We start from the raw sequence: 15889 nt of genomic DNA on the forward strand, positions 1-15889 counted from the left end.
ATCAGGCCGCAGGGCCTTGCTCTCACCTTTTTATTTTCATTCCTCCCACCTCACACGCTTTTTTTCTTCCTCTCTGCTGCGATAATTACCGTAATGGCTTTGCAGAGGAAAACACTATGGATTACGAATTTCTGCGCGACATCACCGGGGTGGTGAAAGTGCGTATGTCGATGGGCCACGAAGCCGTTGGACACTGGTTTAACGAAGAAGTGAAAGAAAATCTAGCGCTTCTTGATGAAGTTGAACAGGCGGCGAATACGATAAAAGGCAGTGAACGTTCCTGGCAACGTGCGGGTCATGAATACACGCTGTGGATGGATGGCGAAGAGGTGATGGTGCGGGCCAACCAGCTGGAATTCTCGGGCGACGAGATGGAAGAGGGGATGAGCTACTACGACGAAGAGAGCCTGTCGCTGTGCGGCGTGGAGGACTTTCTGCAGGTCGTGGCGGCGTACCGGGAGTTTATGAAACAGAAATAAATGAAATTCCCTCCGAAGCGTGTCGGAGGGAATTCGCTGGTATCGCTCTACAGCAAAAATCTCACAAAATTAGCGGTCGGGTTGGTCGCCGCAACGGGTGACGCCCCCCTGGCGCTGAACGACCACGCCTGACATTGGGAAACGCCTGGCATACCATCGTTGCGTACAAGGAATTGTACGCCGCCAGGGTTTTGCGGCGGATCGCCAGCCGGCATTCCGCAGGCTATCAGGAAATCAATGTCACTTTGTTTACTCCGCAGCTCCGCTACCCGCTGTTCCCAGCCCGCCGGGCGAACACCTTTCTGGGTAAAATAATCCAGGCAGATATCAATGCTAAATGGCTTATCGTCAGCATAAGTATTGGTGAAGTAATCGGTGATGACGATCCCATGCACTGATTCTGCCGACACTTCACTGTTGCTGCCAATATGAATGATTTGACCATTCGGCAATTGGGCTGAAATATGACCTGGGATCGCGTGACCGTTCACCTGAGGAAAGAAATCAATTGTGGAAACGTAGCGTTTTGGCCACATCGTCAGAGATTTATCGCTACGGGTATTCTGCCCGCACAGCAGCCAATTCACAGCGTGAAAAACGGGATCGTGGCAGGGCGTCTTCTCACTCTCCTTATCGTCGCGGTAGAGGATGGCACATGTTCCCGCCAGAAACGTGATGGCAGAAGAGGGATCCCCGGAACGGGCCGGGAAGGCATCAATCAGCCTGTTAACGTAGTCGCTGACATGGTCCATGTAGAAGTCACCGAGTTGCATGAGTTCATCTTCACTGAGCACATTACTCCAGCGGGTATTCCAGAAAAATTCCGGAAGCGTGACAAAGGTATGGTCCCAGCTACCGGTGTCAGTTTCCAGCACCGCTTCGAGCTCAGCAATAACCTGGCTCAGACGAAACTCCATCCGCTCTTTGGCGTGAGTCAGAAGATCGTTATCCGCACTTCGCACGTCGTCTGCCTCGTGCGTAAAGGAGTCAGCACGCCAGGAAAGAATTCGAATTGTCATTTTACACCTCGTGATTGATCAGGATAAAAAAAGAGTTTTTTCAGCGTTACGACGTGCTGTCAGGCCCGCCAGGACCTGACCACCCGCATGGTTCCATTTCAGAAATTCGTCGGCGGCGCCGTTAACGTCTCCGCTGTTCACTTTGCGTAACAGGGTTGAACTCTTCAGATTGGCCGGGCCCAGATTGAAGGCGAAGCTCACCAGAGCATCGAACTGGTTCTGCGTCACCTCCACAGTCAGCATGTTGTTAACCTCGTGCTCAAAACGCTGCAGGTCATCACGAAGGAGCTGTTCTGCGGCTTCTGCGGTGATGGTCCGCGTGCCGCCTGGCGGGATCGGGTTTTCGACGTGACCATAACCGATAGTCGGAATACCGACTGCGTCTTTGTAGGTGGTTAAACGCAGGCCTTCGTACTGTTTGATAAGGGCAATGCCGCCATTGCCGGTTGTTTTCAAGGCATTACTCATGGCTATTCTCCTTTACGGGGACGGGGGTCATACGGTGGATAAATTCATCAAGCAGCCGCAGCACCGCTTCCGGCGGTTCCTGAGCGACAAAATCAATTTCAATATCAATGTTCTGGCTGTCCGTTTTGCCCTCATGGGGCTGGGGCGCCATCGTGACGTGGAAGTGACCCCGCTCTCCCTGTCCTGTCAGCGTGCTGATGGCTTCTGTGGCATCACCGCGAACGGTCAGGCGCATCTTCATTCTCTCCATTGACAGATTGCGCGGTGGAGCAAGTGTCACCAGCGGTACGTTCAATCGATGCCCGTCATCCAGCTGAAGCTCGGCATAGTCGGGTTTGTAGCTGCCGTCCGGGGCCTGCTCAAATAGCTGCGAGAGCACGGCAACGTACTGATGGGCCATATACTGGTTGGCGCTAAAGGCAGCGTGCTGGAGCCCTTGTACCAGGGCATCTAATCCCATCGCGTGGTTGCCCTTGTTGCCGGCAGGGGGCGGCGGCGTTCCGTCATCGCCCCCGCCGCCACCTCCGTCATTGCTTCCGGCGTTCTCCTCCTCCCCGGCAGGAGAAGGAGACGGAGTTGCGGCAGAGGGGGGATCTGACGATACCGTCATCGGTTTATCTGCCGGGGGTTCGGTACTGGCTTCAGGCTTTACATCGCCGGGCGTTTTACGGCTGAACCAGAATCGACGTGAATCAGGCATATTTTTTCTCCATCAGGCAGGTGCCCGTTAACCGGACACCTGTTAGGGGTAATAAATGCGTTTGAATGCGTTGTACGGGTTAGCCGTTACCCCCCTGAGCAGGCGCGGCTGGGGCTGGTGCTGGTGTAATCAGACCTGAACTGTTGGTTGCAGGCAGCTCAGCGGGTTGATCTCCAGCGCGTTGTGCCGGTTTGGTAGCAGCATTGGTCAGATAATCGACCACGCGGCTAAGTGCTTCCGGCATCGGCTGACGTTTAACGGAGGTGTGGATGGAGTATTTGGCACGGGTATCGGTCGAACGGGTCTGTTCTGACTTATGGCTCACGCTGCCCTTGACGCTAACGGAGAATGGACCCCAGCCGATTTTGCCCTCCAGGGAGCCTTCCTGGCTGCTGCTTTCATTGCTGGCTGCGCTCTGATGGATCTCAAGCTCGAAGTCGATGGTCCCTTCTTCGATACAGATGATGGGGTGCACCACTGCCGCCAGCAGAGGAATACGCATGACTTTGGTTTGCGTACCGGTCGTCACGCCTTTCTCATCGACGAGGGTCTCCTCATAATCAAACTGTACCGAAACGGCTTTGCCATCTTTAATACAGACGCTTAATAAGAAATCGGTATAACTTTTGGCTGCCTGGGTTTGGGCTTTAATCATTGCCTGTAATGGCGCGGAAATCATACTGTCTAGCGGCAATGAACTAATAACTGAACCAATAAATCCGGCATCAACATTTGCATCTGGCATAATTCATTCCTCGATGTTTGGGGGGAGCAGAATATGTCTGCCCATTAATCATGGATATCGATTAAAAAAGCATCCATGCGCTTAAAGTTATGTTTTCGGAAATCATTGTGTCTGTATGGAATGGTCTGTATCGAAAGTTACATGGCGAAATGAGACGGGCTGTGCTTAATAAATTAAACCGGCATTACTCCTGCAATTGAAAGTTTCTCCTGGTGTTATTACTTTTCATCCCGCAGCAACCGTTGTTTAAGGTTTGTTTGAAGGGTTTAAGTGCCGCTAACAAGATAACGATTATTTAAGTGGGACGACAATGAATATACTTATTTATGATGAATTGCCGCTGTTCATTCATGGCATCCGATGCCGTTGGGCGGAACTTGCGCCCGCATTACACATCACAGCAGCACATACCGAAGATGAGGTCTGGAAAGGTTTAATAAAAGTCAGGACGGATGTTGTTATTCTGGATGCGGATTATGAAATAGAGAAAAAAAGAGCGTTATTAACCCAGCTAAAATCGCAGGCGGACACTATTTTAGTGTTGATGAATTTTTCACGGCTGGATAATGTCAACCCGATTTATTTTCTGGAATGTGGTGCGGCAGGGATTTTAACCAAGAAAATGGAGTCGGAAGAGTTATTGCAGGCAATTGAATGGGTGCGGCAAGGGAGAATATATTTACCGGATAGTTGCCTGCGCGAACATAAATTAATACGCATGCAGAATTATCCATCCCCGCTGTGCACACTATCACCCCGACAACGTGAGATTCTGCATCTTGTTGTTCAGGGAAATAGCAATAAGCAAATTTGTCGTGTACTTGGGATTGCGGAAGGAACGGTTAAAAATCACCTTCACGCCCTGTTTCGTCAACTGGGAGTCAGAAACCGCACGGAAGCGGCGATGATACTGGCCCAAACGACTGTTTAGGAAAATAACCAGCATGATAAAGAAGGAAAAATCATCACTTTTCCTTCTTTGTCTGCTTACCTGCGTCTTACACGGCCGGAATATTGCGGCCGTAGTAGATTTCGCGCATCTCTTTCCAGAGCAGGTCGGTAATGACCTTACGCTCTTCTTCGCTTAAATCTTCTGGCTTTGTGTGGAACATGTAGTGCTTAAGGTCAAACTCCTTAAGCAGCATCTTGGTGTGGAAGATGTTCTCCTGATACACGTTCACGTCCATCATGTCGTACAGCGATTTCATGTCCTCGGACATAAAGTTCTGAATGGAGTTGATCTCGTGATCGATAAAGTGCTTCATGCCGTTGATATCGCGCGTAAAACCACGCACACGATAATCAATGGTGACGATATCGGATTCCAGCTGGTGAATTAAATAGTTCAGCGCGTTTAGCGGGGAGATCACGCCGCAGGTGGATACTTCAATATCGGCGCGGAACGTACACAGGCCGCCTTCCGGGTGGCTTTCCGGGTAGGTGTGCACGCAGATATGGCTTTTATCGAGGTGGGCGACAACCACTTCAGGCAGCGGGCCCGGGTGTTCGGTTTTGTCGATAAGCTTAGGATCGACCGGCTCTTCGCTGACCAGAATGGTCACGCTAGCGCCCTGAGGTTCATAATCCTGGCGGGCGATGTTCAGAATATTTGCGCCGATAATAGAGCAGGTTTCCGACAGGATCTCGGTCAGTCGGTTGGCATTGTAGAGTTCATCGATATAGGCGATGTAGCCATCGCGCTCTTCCGCTGTTTTGGCATAGCAGATATCGTAAATACAAAAACTCAGGCTTTTGGTCAGGTTGTTAAAGCCATGCAGTTTAAGCTTTTTCAATTAGTTCACCCCCTGGGAGGACAGTGCATCTTGCAGGTACTGCGGCAAGGCGAAGGCTGCGGTATGGACCGCCGGATTGTAGTAACGGCACTGGAGACCTGCCTGATGGAAGCGCGCCTGGATAATCTCCGTGGAGAGATGACGCAGGACGTCGTTATCCGTCGCCCAGGCAAAGGTCATGATCCCGCCGTAGTAGGTCGGAATGGCAGCCTGATAGAAGCTAACATCGCCAAAATAGGTGCTCAGTTTGCGGTGGCTGTCGAGCGCTTCATCCTGCTGCAGGAAGCAGACGCCATTTTGCGCCACGAAGATACCGCCAGGGTTCAGACAACGCTTGCAACCCTCGTAGAACGATGAGGTAAATAGCGAGGCTCCCGGGCCGATAGGGTCGGTACAGTCGGAGATAATAACGTCAAACGTCTGGGTCGTCTGGTTGACGAAGTTCACGCCATCGTCAATCACCAGCTTAAAGCGCGGATCGTCGTAGCTACCCGCATTATGGTTAGGCAGGTACTGACGACAGAATGAGACCACGCCCGCGTCGATCTCTACCATGGTGATGGTTTCAATGGACTGGTGGCGGGAGACTTCGCGCAGCATCGCCCCGTCGCCGCCGCCGATAATCAGCACGTGCTTCGCGTGACCATGAGCCAGCAGCGGGACGTGGGTCATCATCTCATGATAGATAAACTCATCTCGCTCGGTGGTTTGCACCACGCCGTCCAGCGCCATCACGCGGCCAAAAGCGGCATTCTCGAAGATGATCAGATCCTGATGATCGGTTTTCTCATGATAAAGCACGTTATCAACGGCAAAGTACTGACCAAACTGGTCATGCAGTGTTTCATGCCACAACGTGTGGTCGGCCATACGCAGACTCCTCTTCGTTAACATCCGTTACACTCACGAAAAATGAGCGAAACATGATAGCTAACTATAACCGTGGTTGCACGGTTCCAGGCGAAACAAGAGGCGTCGGGAAGGTTATTTCACGTAGGCGAGCAGGCTAAGCGAATCGCGGGCCAGCGCTTTGCATTTTTTTGCCGTTGGGATGCCAATACCGCTTAAATCACGGTAACTGTCTTCACCGAGCGCTTTCATGTCGAAGCTGTCGTAGTTGCTGAGGTCCCATTGGTTCTGCTGGGCAAAAAAGACCAGTGCGCGACGAATTTGCCCGTTGGGTAAATTCTGGTAGCCACAATCATTTTTCAGGAACACAAAAACCGCCGTCAGATCGGCCATATCTTCCGCTTCATTTTCACTGAGCGCATAGCTGTTCGCACACATTGCCATCAGGCTGGTGAACAAAATTGTCCTGAAAAACGTCTTCATTGCTTCTACCACTGCATCACGGAAAATTAACGTTAGCATATTTGGTGCCAGTGCGACGATCTTTATTATTGCCGCGTAACTTGACCTTCCGGTAAGGGGAGGGTTTATGCTCAAAAGATCGTCTGCACGAAATAAGGAAATGAATATGCAACGTCGTGAATTTCTAAAATATTCCGTTGCGTTGGGGGTTGCCAGCGCATTACCACTGTGGAGTCGCGCGGTTCTGGCGGCTGACAGACCTGCCTTACCCATTCCTGATTTATTGACCGCCGATGCCCGTGGCCGTATCCAGCTGGTGGTTCAGTCCGGTAAAACGGCGTTTGGTAAAAATAACGCCACCACCTGGGGCTATAACGGCAATGTGCTTGGCCCGGCGTTGCAGTTGCGCAGAGGAAAAGCCGTCACCGTTGATATTCACAACACGCTGGCAGAAGAGACGACGCTGCACTGGCACGGGCTGGAAGTGCCGGGTGAGGTCGACGGCGGCCCGCAAGGGATTATAAAAGCGGGTGGGAAGCGTACCGTGACCTTTACCCCCGAGCAGCGGGCGGCGACCTGCTGGTTCCACCCGCATCAGCATGGTAAAACGGGCCATCAGGTGGCCATGGGGCTGGCAGGCCTGGTGCTGATTGAAGATGACGAAAGCCGCTTGCTGCGTCTGCCCAAACAGTGGGGTATCGACGATGTGCCGGTCATTGTGCAGGACAAAAAATTCTCCACAGACGGTCAGATTGATTATCAGCTGGATGTGATGACCGCGGCGGTAGGCTGGTTTGGCGATACGCTGCTGACCAATGGCGCGATCTACCCCCAGCACGCTGCACCAAAAGGCTGGCTGCGGTTACGTCTGCTCAACGGATGCAACGCGCGCTCGCTGAACTTTGCCACCAGCGATAATCGTCCGCTGTACGTCGTGGCGAGCGACGGAGGACTGCTGCCTGAGCCGGTCAAAGTGAATGAACTCCCTGTGCTGATGGGCGAGCGCTTTGAGGTGCTGGTGGACATCAGCGACGGTAAATCATTTGACCTGGTGACGCTCCCGGTCAGCCAGATGGGGATGGCCGTTGCGCCATTCGATAAGCCGCACCCGGTTTTACGTATTCAGCCGCTGCAGATCACCGCCTCCGGTACGCTGCCGGACACCTTAACCACGCTGCCGGGACTTCCGTCGCTGGCTGGGCTTACGCAACGTAAGCTGCAGCTCTCCATGGATCCGATGCTCGACATGATGGGCATGCAGGTGCTGATGAAAAAGTATGGCGATCAGGCGATGGTGGGGATGCACCACGGGCAGATGATGGGCCATATGAACATGGATCACGGCAAGATGGGCGGTATGAATCACGGCGGTCACGGGTTTGATTTCCACAATGCCAATATGATCAACGGCAAAGCGTTCGATATGAACACGCCAATGTTTGCTGCTACAAAAGGGCAGTTTGAGCGCTGGGTGATTTCAGGCGAAGGCGACATGATGCTGCATCCGTTCCATATTCACGGCACCCAGTTCCGTATTCTTTCAGAGAACGGCAAAACGCCGGATGCGCATCGCGCGGGCTGGAAAGATACAGTGAGAGTGGAAGGCGGCGTCAGCGAGGTGCTGGTGAAGTTTGACCACGAGGCGCCAAAGGAGTTTGCCTATATGGCGCACTGTCATCTGCTGGAGCATGAAGATACGGGGATGATGCTGGGTTTTACCGTATAAAAAAGCCGGGTGGCGGCTTCGCCTTACCCGGCCTACATTTCGCAGGTGCGGCCTGATGCCCTCACCCTGGCCCTCTCCCGGTGGGAGAGGGAACAAACATAAAAAACGGCAACCGAGGTTGCCGTTTTGCATTTATTTTGCGTCATCCGGCAACGCATACGCGACAATATAGTCGCCCATCTTCGTGCCAAACGAACCGTGACCGCCCGCAGAGATGACTACGTACTGCTTGCCATTCACTTCATAGGTCATCGGCGTTGCCTGTCCACCGGCTGGCAGACGGCCTTGCCACAGTTTCTCACCGTTGGTCATGTTGTACGCGCGCAGGTAGTTATCTGCGGTTGCCGCGATGAACAGCACGTTACCGGCGGTGGAAATTGGGCCACCCAGCATTGGCATACCCATGTTGAACGGCACCGGAACCGGCATCGGGAACGGCATGCTGTCCTGCGGGGTACCAATACGTTTTTTCCACACGATCTGGTTGGTTTTCAGATCCAGACCGGAGATATATCCCCAGGCAGGCTGTTTACACGGCAGACCAAACGGAGACAGGAACGGATTCAGGGTCACGCCAAACGGTACGCCATACTGCGGCTGAATACCGGCTTCGGTACCGCTGCCTTTCGCGTCTTTCGGCTGCTCCATCGGGTTACCTGGACCACGTGGGATCAGTTTAGAGACAAACGGCAGCGCCATCGGGTTGGCGATCGCTACCTGGCGGTTAGGGTCAACGGAGATCCCGCCCCATTCGAACATCCCAAGGTTACCCGGGAAGACTAGCGTGCCCTGCTCAGAAGGTGGGGTAAAGATGCCTTCATAGCGCAACTGATGGAACATTACGCGGCACACCAGCTGGTCAAACATGGTGGCACCCCACATGTCTGCGCCGCTGAGGTCTTTCTTCGGACGGAAGCTCAGTTCGGAGAACGGCTGCGTTTTAGTGACGTAATCGCCTTTAGCCGCACCCTGAGGAACCGGTTTTTCCGGTGCAGGCACAACCAGCTCGCCGTTACGACGGTCCAGTACGAAGATGTTACCGGTTTTCGCCGGAGCATAAATCACCGGAACGGTTTTGCCGTTAACGGTAACGTCCGCCAGCGTTGGCTGGGACGGCATATCCATATCCCACAGATCGTGGTGTACGGTCTGGTAGCTCCACGCCAGTTTACCGGTGGTCGCGTTCAGCGCCAGAATGGAGCTGGCATAACGTTCCTGCTCAGGGGTACGGTTACCGCCCCAGATATCAGGCGTGGTCACGCCCATTGGCAGGTAGACCAGATCCAGCTTCGCATCATACGCAGCCGGTGCCCAGGAGTTTGGCGAGTTGAAGGTAAAGGTGTGTTCATCAGACGGGATCGCGTTAGGATCTTTCGCGCCCGGATCGAAGGCCCACAGCAGTTTACCGGTATTCACGTCGAAACCACGGATAACGCCAGAGGTTTCGCGGGTAGAGAAGTTATCCGTGACCGAACCAGCAATCACGATGGTTTTATCAGTGATGATTGGCGGTGAGGTGGGTTCATACAGACCCGGCGTGGTGTCCGGCATGTTGGTCTGCAGGTTCAGGATACCTTTGTTGGCGAAGGTTTCGCACAGCTTGCCGGTTTCGGCGTTAATCGCGAACAGGCGGCCATCGTTCACCGGCAGCATAATGCGGCGAGGACAGTCGGCAATGACGTCCGGGCTGGCATTATCCGCACGCGCTTCGTGGTAAGAGACACCGCGGCAGGTGATGTGCTGGAACGACGGGTTGGAGTTCAGCTGCGGATCGAAGTGCCATTTCTCTTTACCGGTGGCCGCGTCGAGCGCGAACAGACGCTGGTGCGCCGTGCACAGATAAAGCATGTTGCCCACTTTAATTGGCGTCACTTCGTTGGTCAGTTCACCCGGATCGTTTGGCATCTTCAGATCGCCGGTACGGAATACCCAGGCTTCTTTCAGGTTTTTCACGTTGTCCGCGTTGATCTGCTTCAGCGGGGAGTAGCGCTGACCTTCCTGGTTACGGCCATACGCTGGCCAGTCGCCGTCAGCCACCTGCGAGATAGCCGCCGCAGGGGTGGATTCTGCATTCAGCGTACCGTTGATCTCCTGCGGGTCGTTAAAGCCGGCCCAGGTCAGGATACCGCCACTGATTAGCAGAGCGACAAGCAGCGCTGCAACGGCACCGCTGGAAGGCACAATCAGGCGACGCCAGACGAACGGCAGGATCAGCCAGATACCGAAGAAGACCAGAATGTCGCTGCGTGGCGTCAGTGCCCAGAAGTCGAACCCGACTTCCCAGACGCCCCAGATCATGGTTGCGAGGAGTAATGCCGCATAAAGCCACAGTGCGGATTGTTTTCTACGCCAGAGCAGAACAGTTACGCCAAGCATAACCAGGCCCGCAATGGGGTAGTACCAGGAGCCGCCAATTGCGACCAGCCAGACGCCACCGATTAACAGGTACAGGCCGCAGAAGGCGGCGAATAACGCTGTTAGTGTCACCAGTAGACGCGGCTGTTTAGAGTTTGTTTCAGCCATAGAAAGTGTACTCGTCAGTTTTTGTTAATAATTTGCTAGCAACTAATTATAGGTATTAACAAGTGTGATCGGAATCACAATATTTGCTTTTTATAACTCATACGCCAGGCTTAGCCATTTGCTGATATAATGGCTGGCTTGCGTATCGATGCCGGAATAACACTCATCCGCATTGAGAGATTTTCATTAAAATCATATGGTTAGTAATATGAAACATACTGTTGAAGTGATGATCCCGGAAGCCGAGATCAAAGCGCGTATCGCCGAACTGGGTCGTCAAATCACCGAACATTACAAGGACAGCGGCAGCGAAATGGTGCTGGTTGGTCTGTTGCGTGGCTCTTTCATGTTCATGGCAGACCTGTGCCGTGAAGTGCAGGTGTCACATGAGGTCGATTTTATGACCGCCTCCAGCTATGGCAGCGGCATGTCCACAACCCGTGATGTGAAAATCCTGAAAGATCTGGATGAAGATATTCGTGGCAAAGATGTGTTGATCGTCGAAGACATCATCGACTCCGGTAACACGCTTTCTAAAGTGCGCGAGATCCTGAGCCTGCGTGAGCCGAAATCCCTGGCCATCTGTACTCTGCTGGATAAACCAGACCGCCGTGAAGTGCAGGTACCGGTGGAGTTTGTTGGTTTCTCTATTCCGGACGAGTTCGTCGTCGGTTACGGTATTGACTACGCGCAGCGTTATCGCCATCTGCCGTATGTTGGGAAGGTTGTGCTTCTGGACGAGTAGTGCGGCCTGGTGCCCTCACCCCAGCCCTCTCCCACAGGGAGAGGGAGAAAATCCCCGCTTTATTTATGGTTCACATGCTTAAGCTTGAGGTTGGCAATGCCCGAACGGTAACGCTGCTCCAGCGTTTCGCGGTTGGTGGCGGTCACTTCCAGATTGCGCAGCAGGCCGTCGTGAATGCCGTACGCCCAGCCGTGGATAGAGACCTTCTGCCCGCGCTTCCACGCTGACTGCATGATCGTTGAATGACCCAGGTTATACACCTGCTCCATCACGTTCAGTTCACACAGCGTGTCCATCCGGCGCTCCTGCGGCATTTCACCCAGCAGTGAGCTATGTTTGAACCAGATATCGCGGATGTGCAGCAGCCAGTTATCGATGAGCCCCAGTTCCGGGTTTTCCACAGCGGCCTGCACACCGCCGCAGCCGTAGTGACCGCAAATAATGATGTGCTCGACCTCCAGGACGTCTACGGCGTACTGAACGACAGACAGGCAGTTGAGATCGGTATGAATCACCAGGTTGGCAACGTTACGGTGAACAAACAGTTCGCCGGGCTCAAGGCCCGTCAGTCGCTCAGCCGGAACACGGCTGTCGGAACATCCAATCCAGAGAAAGCGTGGATTCTGCGCTTGCGCGAGCTTTCCAAAAAAACCGGGGTCTTCCTCCACCAGCATTTTTGACCATAGTGCATTGTTGCTGATGAGTGTATCTATGTTGTTCATGGAGGTTAGCGACCTGTAACCAAGTGATTGCGTTGCGCTACTATAGGGTAACCCGACTTTTAATGAAACCACACAACGTGTGTCAGAACCTAAGGTAAGTTTAATTCATGGCGATTGCACTGGAGCTTGAGCAGCTTAAAAAAACCTATCCGGGCGGCGTTCAGGCGCTACGCGGGATAGATCTCAAAGTAGAAGCGGGGGATTTCTATGCGCTTCTGGGGCCGAACGGCGCGGGGAAATCGACGACCATCGGCATTATCAGCTCGCTGGTCAATAAGACCTCTGGCCGGGTCTGCGTGTTTGGCTACGATCTGCAAAAAGATGTGGTCAACGCCAAACGTCAGCTCGGTCTGGTACCGCAGGAGTTCAACTTCAACCCGTTTGAGACGGTGCAGCAGATCGTCGTCAACCAGGCGGGTTACTACGGCGTTGAGCGAAAAGAAGCGTTGGCACGCAGCGAAAAGTACCTGAAGCAGCTTGATCTATGGGAAAAACGTAACGAACGTGCGCGTATGTTGTCTGGCGGTATGAAGCGGCGTCTGATGATTGCCCGTGCGCTGATGCATGAGCCAAAACTGTTGATCCTCGACGAGCCCACCGCTGGGGTAGATATTGAGCTTCGTCGCTCAATGTGGGGGTTCCTGAAAGATCTCAACGACAAAGGCACCACCATTATTTTGACGACGCACTACCTTGAAGAAGCGGAAATGCTGTGCCGCAACATCGGCATCATTCAGAACGGCGAACTGGTGGAAAACACCTCAATGAAGGATCTGCTCTCGAAGCTCAAATCAGAAACGTTCATTCTGGATCTGGCGGCAAAAAGCGCGCTGCCGAAGCTTGAAGGGTACCAGTATCGCCTGGTCGACACCTCCACGCTGGAGGTGGAAGTATTGCGGGAGCAGGGCATTAACAGCGTCTTCTCCCAGCTGAGTGCTCAGGGCATTCAGGTTTTAAGTATGCGTAACAAAGCGAACCGACTGGAAGAGCTGTTTGTCTCTCTGGTGCAGGATAAACAAGGAGACAAGGCATGACGCATCTTTATTGGGTCGCGCTGAAAAGCATCTGGGCGAAAGAGATTAACCGCTTTATGCGCATCTGGGTACAAACCCTGGTGCCGCCGGTGATCACCATGACGCTCTATTTCATCATATTCGGTAATCTGATTGGTTCCCGCATTGGTGAGATGCATGGCTTTACCTATATGCAGTTTATCGTTCCGGGTTTGATCATGATGGCGGTGATCACCAACGCCTATGCCAACGTGGCTTCGTCTTTCTTTAGCGCTAAGTTCCAGCGCAACATTGAGGAACTGCTGGTGGCACCGGTGCCAACGCATGTAATCATCGCGGGTTACGTTGGCGGTGGTGTGGCGCGCGGCCTGTGCGTCGGGATCCTGGTGACGGCTATCTCCTTGTTCTTCGTGCCGTTCCAGGTGCACTCCTGGCTGTTCGTGGGGCTGACGCTGCTGTTGACGGCGATCCTGTTTTCGCTTGCCGGTCTGCTGAACGCGGTGTTTGCCAAAACGTTTGACGATATCAGCCTGATCCCGACCTTTGTGCTGACGCCGCTGACCTATCTGGGTGGGGTGTTTTATTCCCTGACGCTGCTGCCGCCGTTCTGGCAGGCGTTGTCGCACCTGAACCCGATTGTCTACATGATCAGCGGTTTCCGCTTCGGCTTCCTCGGCATTACTGACGTACCGCTGTTCACTACCGTTGCGGTGCTGGTGGTGTTTATCGTCGCCTTCTACCTGCTGTGCTGGTACTTAATCCAGCGCGGACGCGGACTGCGCAGCTAACCTTCCGCCCGGTGACTTTCTGGTTGCCGGGCCTTTTTTTTGACTGTTATCACCGTAAGCTAATCTTCACTTCGCTAAACTACTCGCCTGTTAAGGAGAGAGTTATGCTGGGATGGGTCATTACCTGCCACGATGAACAGGCGCAGGAGATGTTGATAAAGCTTGAAGCCAGGTTTGGTCCACTGGCGCAGTGTCGTGCGGTGAATTACTGGCAAGGTCTGAGCACCAACATGCTGAGTCGGATGATGTGCGATGCCCTGCATGAAACCGACACTGGCGAAGGCGTTATCTTTCTCACCGATAAATCTGGCGCAGCACCGTATCGCGTGGCTGCTCTGTTGAGCCACAAACACGACTGCTGCGAAGTGATCTCCGGTATTGATCTTCCCCTGCTTGAGTTAATGTATCCACGGCGTGAATTATTAAGCAGCGCAGAGTTTCGCGATGCCATCGTGGCGCAGGGTGAGCCGGGCGTCAGCAGCCTGTGGCATCAACAGCAGAAAAATCCCCCCTTCGTTCTTCTTCACGACCTGTATAAGAATTAAACATTGGTATTGATGGTGCATTTGTTACAATGGCACCAGTTTATTCGTACCGATATCACATACATGTTCACGCGTATTTTGTTCCTGTGCCTGCTGGTTCTCTCTGGCGGGGCATCAGCCAGTTTATTAAGTCAGCAAGGTCTTCCAGCCCAGTACATGCAAACCACTGAAGATGCGGCTATCTGGGCGCAGGTGGGAAACGAGGTCGTTAACGTCGGCCATGTCAGGGCCGGACAGATCCTTGCCGTTGTGCCTACCGCTGCGGATTATTACGAGTTTCGCTTCGGCTTCGGGACAGGATTTATCGATAAAGGCCATCTGGAGCAGGTGCAGGGAAAGCAGCGCGTTGAGGACAGCCTTGGCGATCTTAATAAGCCGCTCAGTAATCAAAACCTGATCACCTGGAAAGACACACCGGTGTACAACGCGCCGTCCAGCGGCAGTGCGCCATTCGGTACGCTGAGCGCCAATCTTCGGTATCCGGTTTTAAGCAAACTCAAAGACCGCTTAAACCAGACGTGGTACCAGATCCGTATCGGTAATCGCCTGGCATGGATCAGCAGCCTGGACGCGCAGGAAGATAATGGCCTCCCGGTGCTGACCTACCATCATATTCTGCGTGATGAAGAGAACACGCGCTTCCGGCATACCTCTACCACCACCAGCGTGCGCGCGTTCAATAACCAGATGGCCTGGCTGCGTGACCAGGGGTATACCACCCTGACGATGTATCAGCTGGAAGGGTATGTACGTAACAAACTGAACCTGCCGGCCAAATCGGTAGTGATCACGTTTGATGACGGACTGAAATCCGTAAGCCGCTATGCTTACCCGATTCTGAAAGAGTACGGGTTTAACGCCACGGCGTTTATCATCTCATCCCGCATTAAGCGACATCCGCAAAAGTGGGATCCGAAATCACTTCAATTTATGAGCGTTCAGGAGTTGAAGGGCATCCAGGACGTGTTTGACATTCAGTCCCACACGCACTTCCTGCACCGCGTGGATGGTAACAAGCATCCGATTCTACTGAGCCGCAGCTACCACGTGATTTTGTTTGATTTCGAACGCTCGCGCCGGGCGCTGGCGCAGTTTAACCCGCGCGTGCTGTATCTCTCTTATCCGTTTGGTGGCTATGACAATAAAGCCATAAAAGCCGCGAATGACGCCGGTTTTCACCTCGCAGTGACAACGGTAAAAGGGAAGGTCAAGCCGGGGGATAATCCGTTCTTACTGAAACGCCTGTACATCTTAAGAACGGATTCGCTGGAGACCATGTCGCGGCTGATCAGCAACCAGCCGCAGGGGTAAG

17 protein-coding genes are annotated in these 15889 nt (G+C 53.3%); 8 read left to right on the forward strand and 9 right to left on the reverse strand.

The features are described from left to right. The first annotated feature begins 116 nt into the window (after positions 1-116). Entirely contained in the window at positions 117-479 is a 363-nt protein-coding gene (gene yacL / locus M8370_RS00895; protein WP_013095603.1) for a protein YacL, read from the forward strand. A 47-nt stretch (positions 480-526) separates the two neighbouring features. Here yacL and M8370_RS00900 read toward each other — a convergent pair whose 3' ends face one another. The 4 genes from M8370_RS00900 to M8370_RS00915 form a co-directional block, all read right to left on the reverse strand. After that, the gene (locus M8370_RS00900) at positions 527-1498 is read right to left on the reverse strand and encodes a hypothetical protein (protein WP_095440133.1); all 972 of its coding nucleotides are present in this window, start codon (positions 1496-1498) and stop codon (positions 527-529) included. An 18-nt stretch (positions 1499-1516) separates the two neighbouring features. Further along, positions 1517-1966: a lysozyme gene (locus M8370_RS00905; RefSeq protein WP_013095605.1), complete on the reverse strand. Its 450-nt coding sequence runs from the start codon at positions 1964-1966 to the stop codon at positions 1517-1519. Continuing rightward, on the reverse strand, positions 1959-2666 hold the full coding sequence (locus tag M8370_RS00910) for a DUF2589 domain-containing protein (protein ID WP_013095606.1): 708 nt from the start codon (positions 2664-2666) through the stop codon (positions 1959-1961). The genes M8370_RS00905 and M8370_RS00910 overlap by 8 nt, the downstream gene beginning before the upstream one ends. Positions 2667-2745: 79 nt before the next feature. Continuing rightward, entirely contained in the window at positions 2746-3411 is a 666-nt protein-coding gene (locus tag M8370_RS00915) for a DUF2589 domain-containing protein (RefSeq protein WP_040022115.1), read from the reverse strand. A gap of 310 nt (positions 3412-3721) precedes the next feature. Between M8370_RS00915 and M8370_RS00920 the strand changes: the two genes are divergently transcribed. After that, positions 3722-4342: a LuxR C-terminal-related transcriptional regulator gene (locus tag M8370_RS00920; protein ID WP_013095608.1), complete on the forward strand. Its 621-nt coding sequence runs from the start codon at positions 3722-3724 to the stop codon at positions 4340-4342. A gap of 67 nt (positions 4343-4409) precedes the next feature. Here M8370_RS00920 and speD read toward each other — a convergent pair whose 3' ends face one another. The 3 genes from speD to M8370_RS00935 form a co-directional block, all read right to left on the reverse strand. Beyond that, positions 4410-5204, reverse strand: coding sequence for an adenosylmethionine decarboxylase (gene speD, locus M8370_RS00925; protein ID WP_013095609.1), 795 nt, complete (start codon positions 5202-5204; stop codon positions 4410-4412). After that, entirely contained in the window at positions 5205-6074 is an 870-nt protein-coding gene (gene speE, locus M8370_RS00930) for a polyamine aminopropyltransferase (protein ID WP_013095610.1), read from the reverse strand. Between the two features lie 114 nt (positions 6075-6188). Next, the gene (locus tag M8370_RS00935; RefSeq protein ID WP_014830675.1) at positions 6189-6536 is read right to left on the reverse strand and encodes a YacC family pilotin-like protein; all 348 of its coding nucleotides are present in this window, start codon (positions 6534-6536) and stop codon (positions 6189-6191) included. A gap of 145 nt (positions 6537-6681) precedes the next feature. Between M8370_RS00935 and cueO the strand changes: the two genes are divergently transcribed. After that, positions 6682-8241, forward strand: a complete 1560-nt coding sequence (cueO, locus tag M8370_RS00940) for a multicopper oxidase CueO (RefSeq protein WP_047352022.1) — start codon at positions 6682-6684, stop codon at positions 8239-8241. Positions 8242-8373: 132 nt separating this feature from the next. Here the strand turns inward: cueO and M8370_RS00945 are convergent, their stop codons facing one another. Then, positions 8374-10764, reverse strand: a complete 2391-nt coding sequence (locus M8370_RS00945) for a glucose/quinate/shikimate family membrane-bound PQQ-dependent dehydrogenase (RefSeq protein ID WP_047352021.1) — start codon at positions 10762-10764, stop codon at positions 8374-8376. 208 nt (positions 10765-10972) lie between these two features. Between M8370_RS00945 and hpt the strand changes: the two genes are divergently transcribed. Then, complete coding sequence (hpt, locus tag M8370_RS00950; RefSeq protein WP_013095614.1) at positions 10973-11509, forward strand: hypoxanthine phosphoribosyltransferase; 537 nt, start codon at positions 10973-10975, stop codon at positions 11507-11509. A gap of 59 nt (positions 11510-11568) precedes the next feature. Here the strand turns inward: hpt and can are convergent, their stop codons facing one another. Continuing rightward, positions 11569-12231 carry a carbonate dehydratase gene (gene can / locus M8370_RS00955; protein WP_013095615.1) on the reverse strand — a complete coding sequence of 221 codons (663 nt, stop codon included), beginning with the start codon at positions 12229-12231 and terminating at the stop codon, positions 11569-11571. A gap of 107 nt (positions 12232-12338) precedes the next feature. Between can and M8370_RS00960 the strand changes: the two genes are divergently transcribed. From M8370_RS00960 to M8370_RS00975, 4 genes are all read left to right on the forward strand, one after another. Continuing rightward, complete coding sequence (locus M8370_RS00960; protein ID WP_013095616.1) at positions 12339-13265, forward strand: ABC transporter ATP-binding protein; 927 nt, start codon at positions 12339-12341, stop codon at positions 13263-13265. Next, the gene (locus M8370_RS00965) at positions 13262-14032 is read left to right on the forward strand and encodes an ABC transporter permease (RefSeq protein WP_013095617.1); all 771 of its coding nucleotides are present in this window, start codon (positions 13262-13264) and stop codon (positions 14030-14032) included. Before M8370_RS00960 ends, M8370_RS00965 begins: the two co-directional genes overlap by 4 nt. Positions 14033-14136: 104 nt before the next feature. After that, on the forward strand, positions 14137-14577 hold the full coding sequence (locus M8370_RS00970; protein WP_040022739.1) for a PTS sugar transporter subunit IIA: 441 nt from the start codon (positions 14137-14139) through the stop codon (positions 14575-14577). A 63-nt stretch (positions 14578-14640) separates the two neighbouring features. Further along, positions 14641-15888 (forward strand): polysaccharide deacetylase family protein, encoded by a 1248-nt coding sequence (locus M8370_RS00975; RefSeq protein WP_029883642.1) that lies wholly within the window; start codon positions 14641-14643, stop codon positions 15886-15888. Position 15889 lies beyond the last annotated feature (1 nt).

Source organism: Enterobacter cloacae complex sp. OE43NF (assembly GCF_023544405.1).
GTDB classification, from domain to species: domain Bacteria; phylum Pseudomonadota; class Gammaproteobacteria; order Enterobacterales; family Enterobacteriaceae; genus Enterobacter; species Enterobacter cloacae.

Bases quoted from the DNA above. Each gene is read 5' to 3' on its own strand.
- yacL (WP_013095603.1), top strand. From the start codon at position 117: ATGGATTACGAATTTCTGCGCGACATCACCGGGGTGGTGAAAGTGCGT.
- M8370_RS00900 (WP_095440133.1), bottom strand. From the start codon at position 1,498: ATGACAATTCGAATTCTTTCCTGGCGTGCTGACTCCTTTACGCACGAG.
- M8370_RS00905 (WP_013095605.1), bottom strand. From the start codon at position 1,966: ATGAGTAATGCCTTGAAAACAACCGGCAATGGCGGCATTGCCCTTATC.
- M8370_RS00910 (WP_013095606.1), bottom strand. From the start codon at position 2,666: ATGCCTGATTCACGTCGATTCTGGTTCAGCCGTAAAACGCCCGGCGAT.
- M8370_RS00915 (WP_040022115.1), bottom strand. From the start codon at position 3,411: ATGCCAGATGCAAATGTTGATGCCGGATTTATTGGTTCAGTTATTAGT.
- M8370_RS00920 (WP_013095608.1), top strand. From the start codon at position 3,722: ATGAATATACTTATTTATGATGAATTGCCGCTGTTCATTCATGGCATC.
- speE (WP_013095610.1), bottom strand. From the start codon at position 6,074: ATGGCCGACCACACGTTGTGGCATGAAACACTGCATGACCAGTTTGGT.
- M8370_RS00935 (WP_014830675.1), bottom strand. From the start codon at position 6,536: ATGAAGACGTTTTTCAGGACAATTTTGTTCACCAGCCTGATGGCAATG.
- cueO (WP_047352022.1), top strand. From the start codon at position 6,682: ATGCAACGTCGTGAATTTCTAAAATATTCCGTTGCGTTGGGGGTTGCC.
- M8370_RS00945 (WP_047352021.1), bottom strand. From the start codon at position 10,764: ATGGCTGAAACAAACTCTAAACAGCCGCGTCTACTGGTGACACTAACA.
- hpt (WP_013095614.1), top strand. From the start codon at position 10,973: ATGAAACATACTGTTGAAGTGATGATCCCGGAAGCCGAGATCAAAGCG.
- can (WP_013095615.1), bottom strand. From the start codon at position 12,231: ATGAACAACATAGATACACTCATCAGCAACAATGCACTATGGTCAAAA.
- M8370_RS00960 (WP_013095616.1), top strand. From the start codon at position 12,339: ATGGCGATTGCACTGGAGCTTGAGCAGCTTAAAAAAACCTATCCGGGC.
- M8370_RS00965 (WP_013095617.1), top strand. From the start codon at position 13,262: ATGACGCATCTTTATTGGGTCGCGCTGAAAAGCATCTGGGCGAAAGAG.
- M8370_RS00970 (WP_040022739.1), top strand. From the start codon at position 14,137: ATGCTGGGATGGGTCATTACCTGCCACGATGAACAGGCGCAGGAGATG.
- M8370_RS00975 (WP_029883642.1), top strand. From the start codon at position 14,641: ATGTTCACGCGTATTTTGTTCCTGTGCCTGCTGGTTCTCTCTGGCGGG.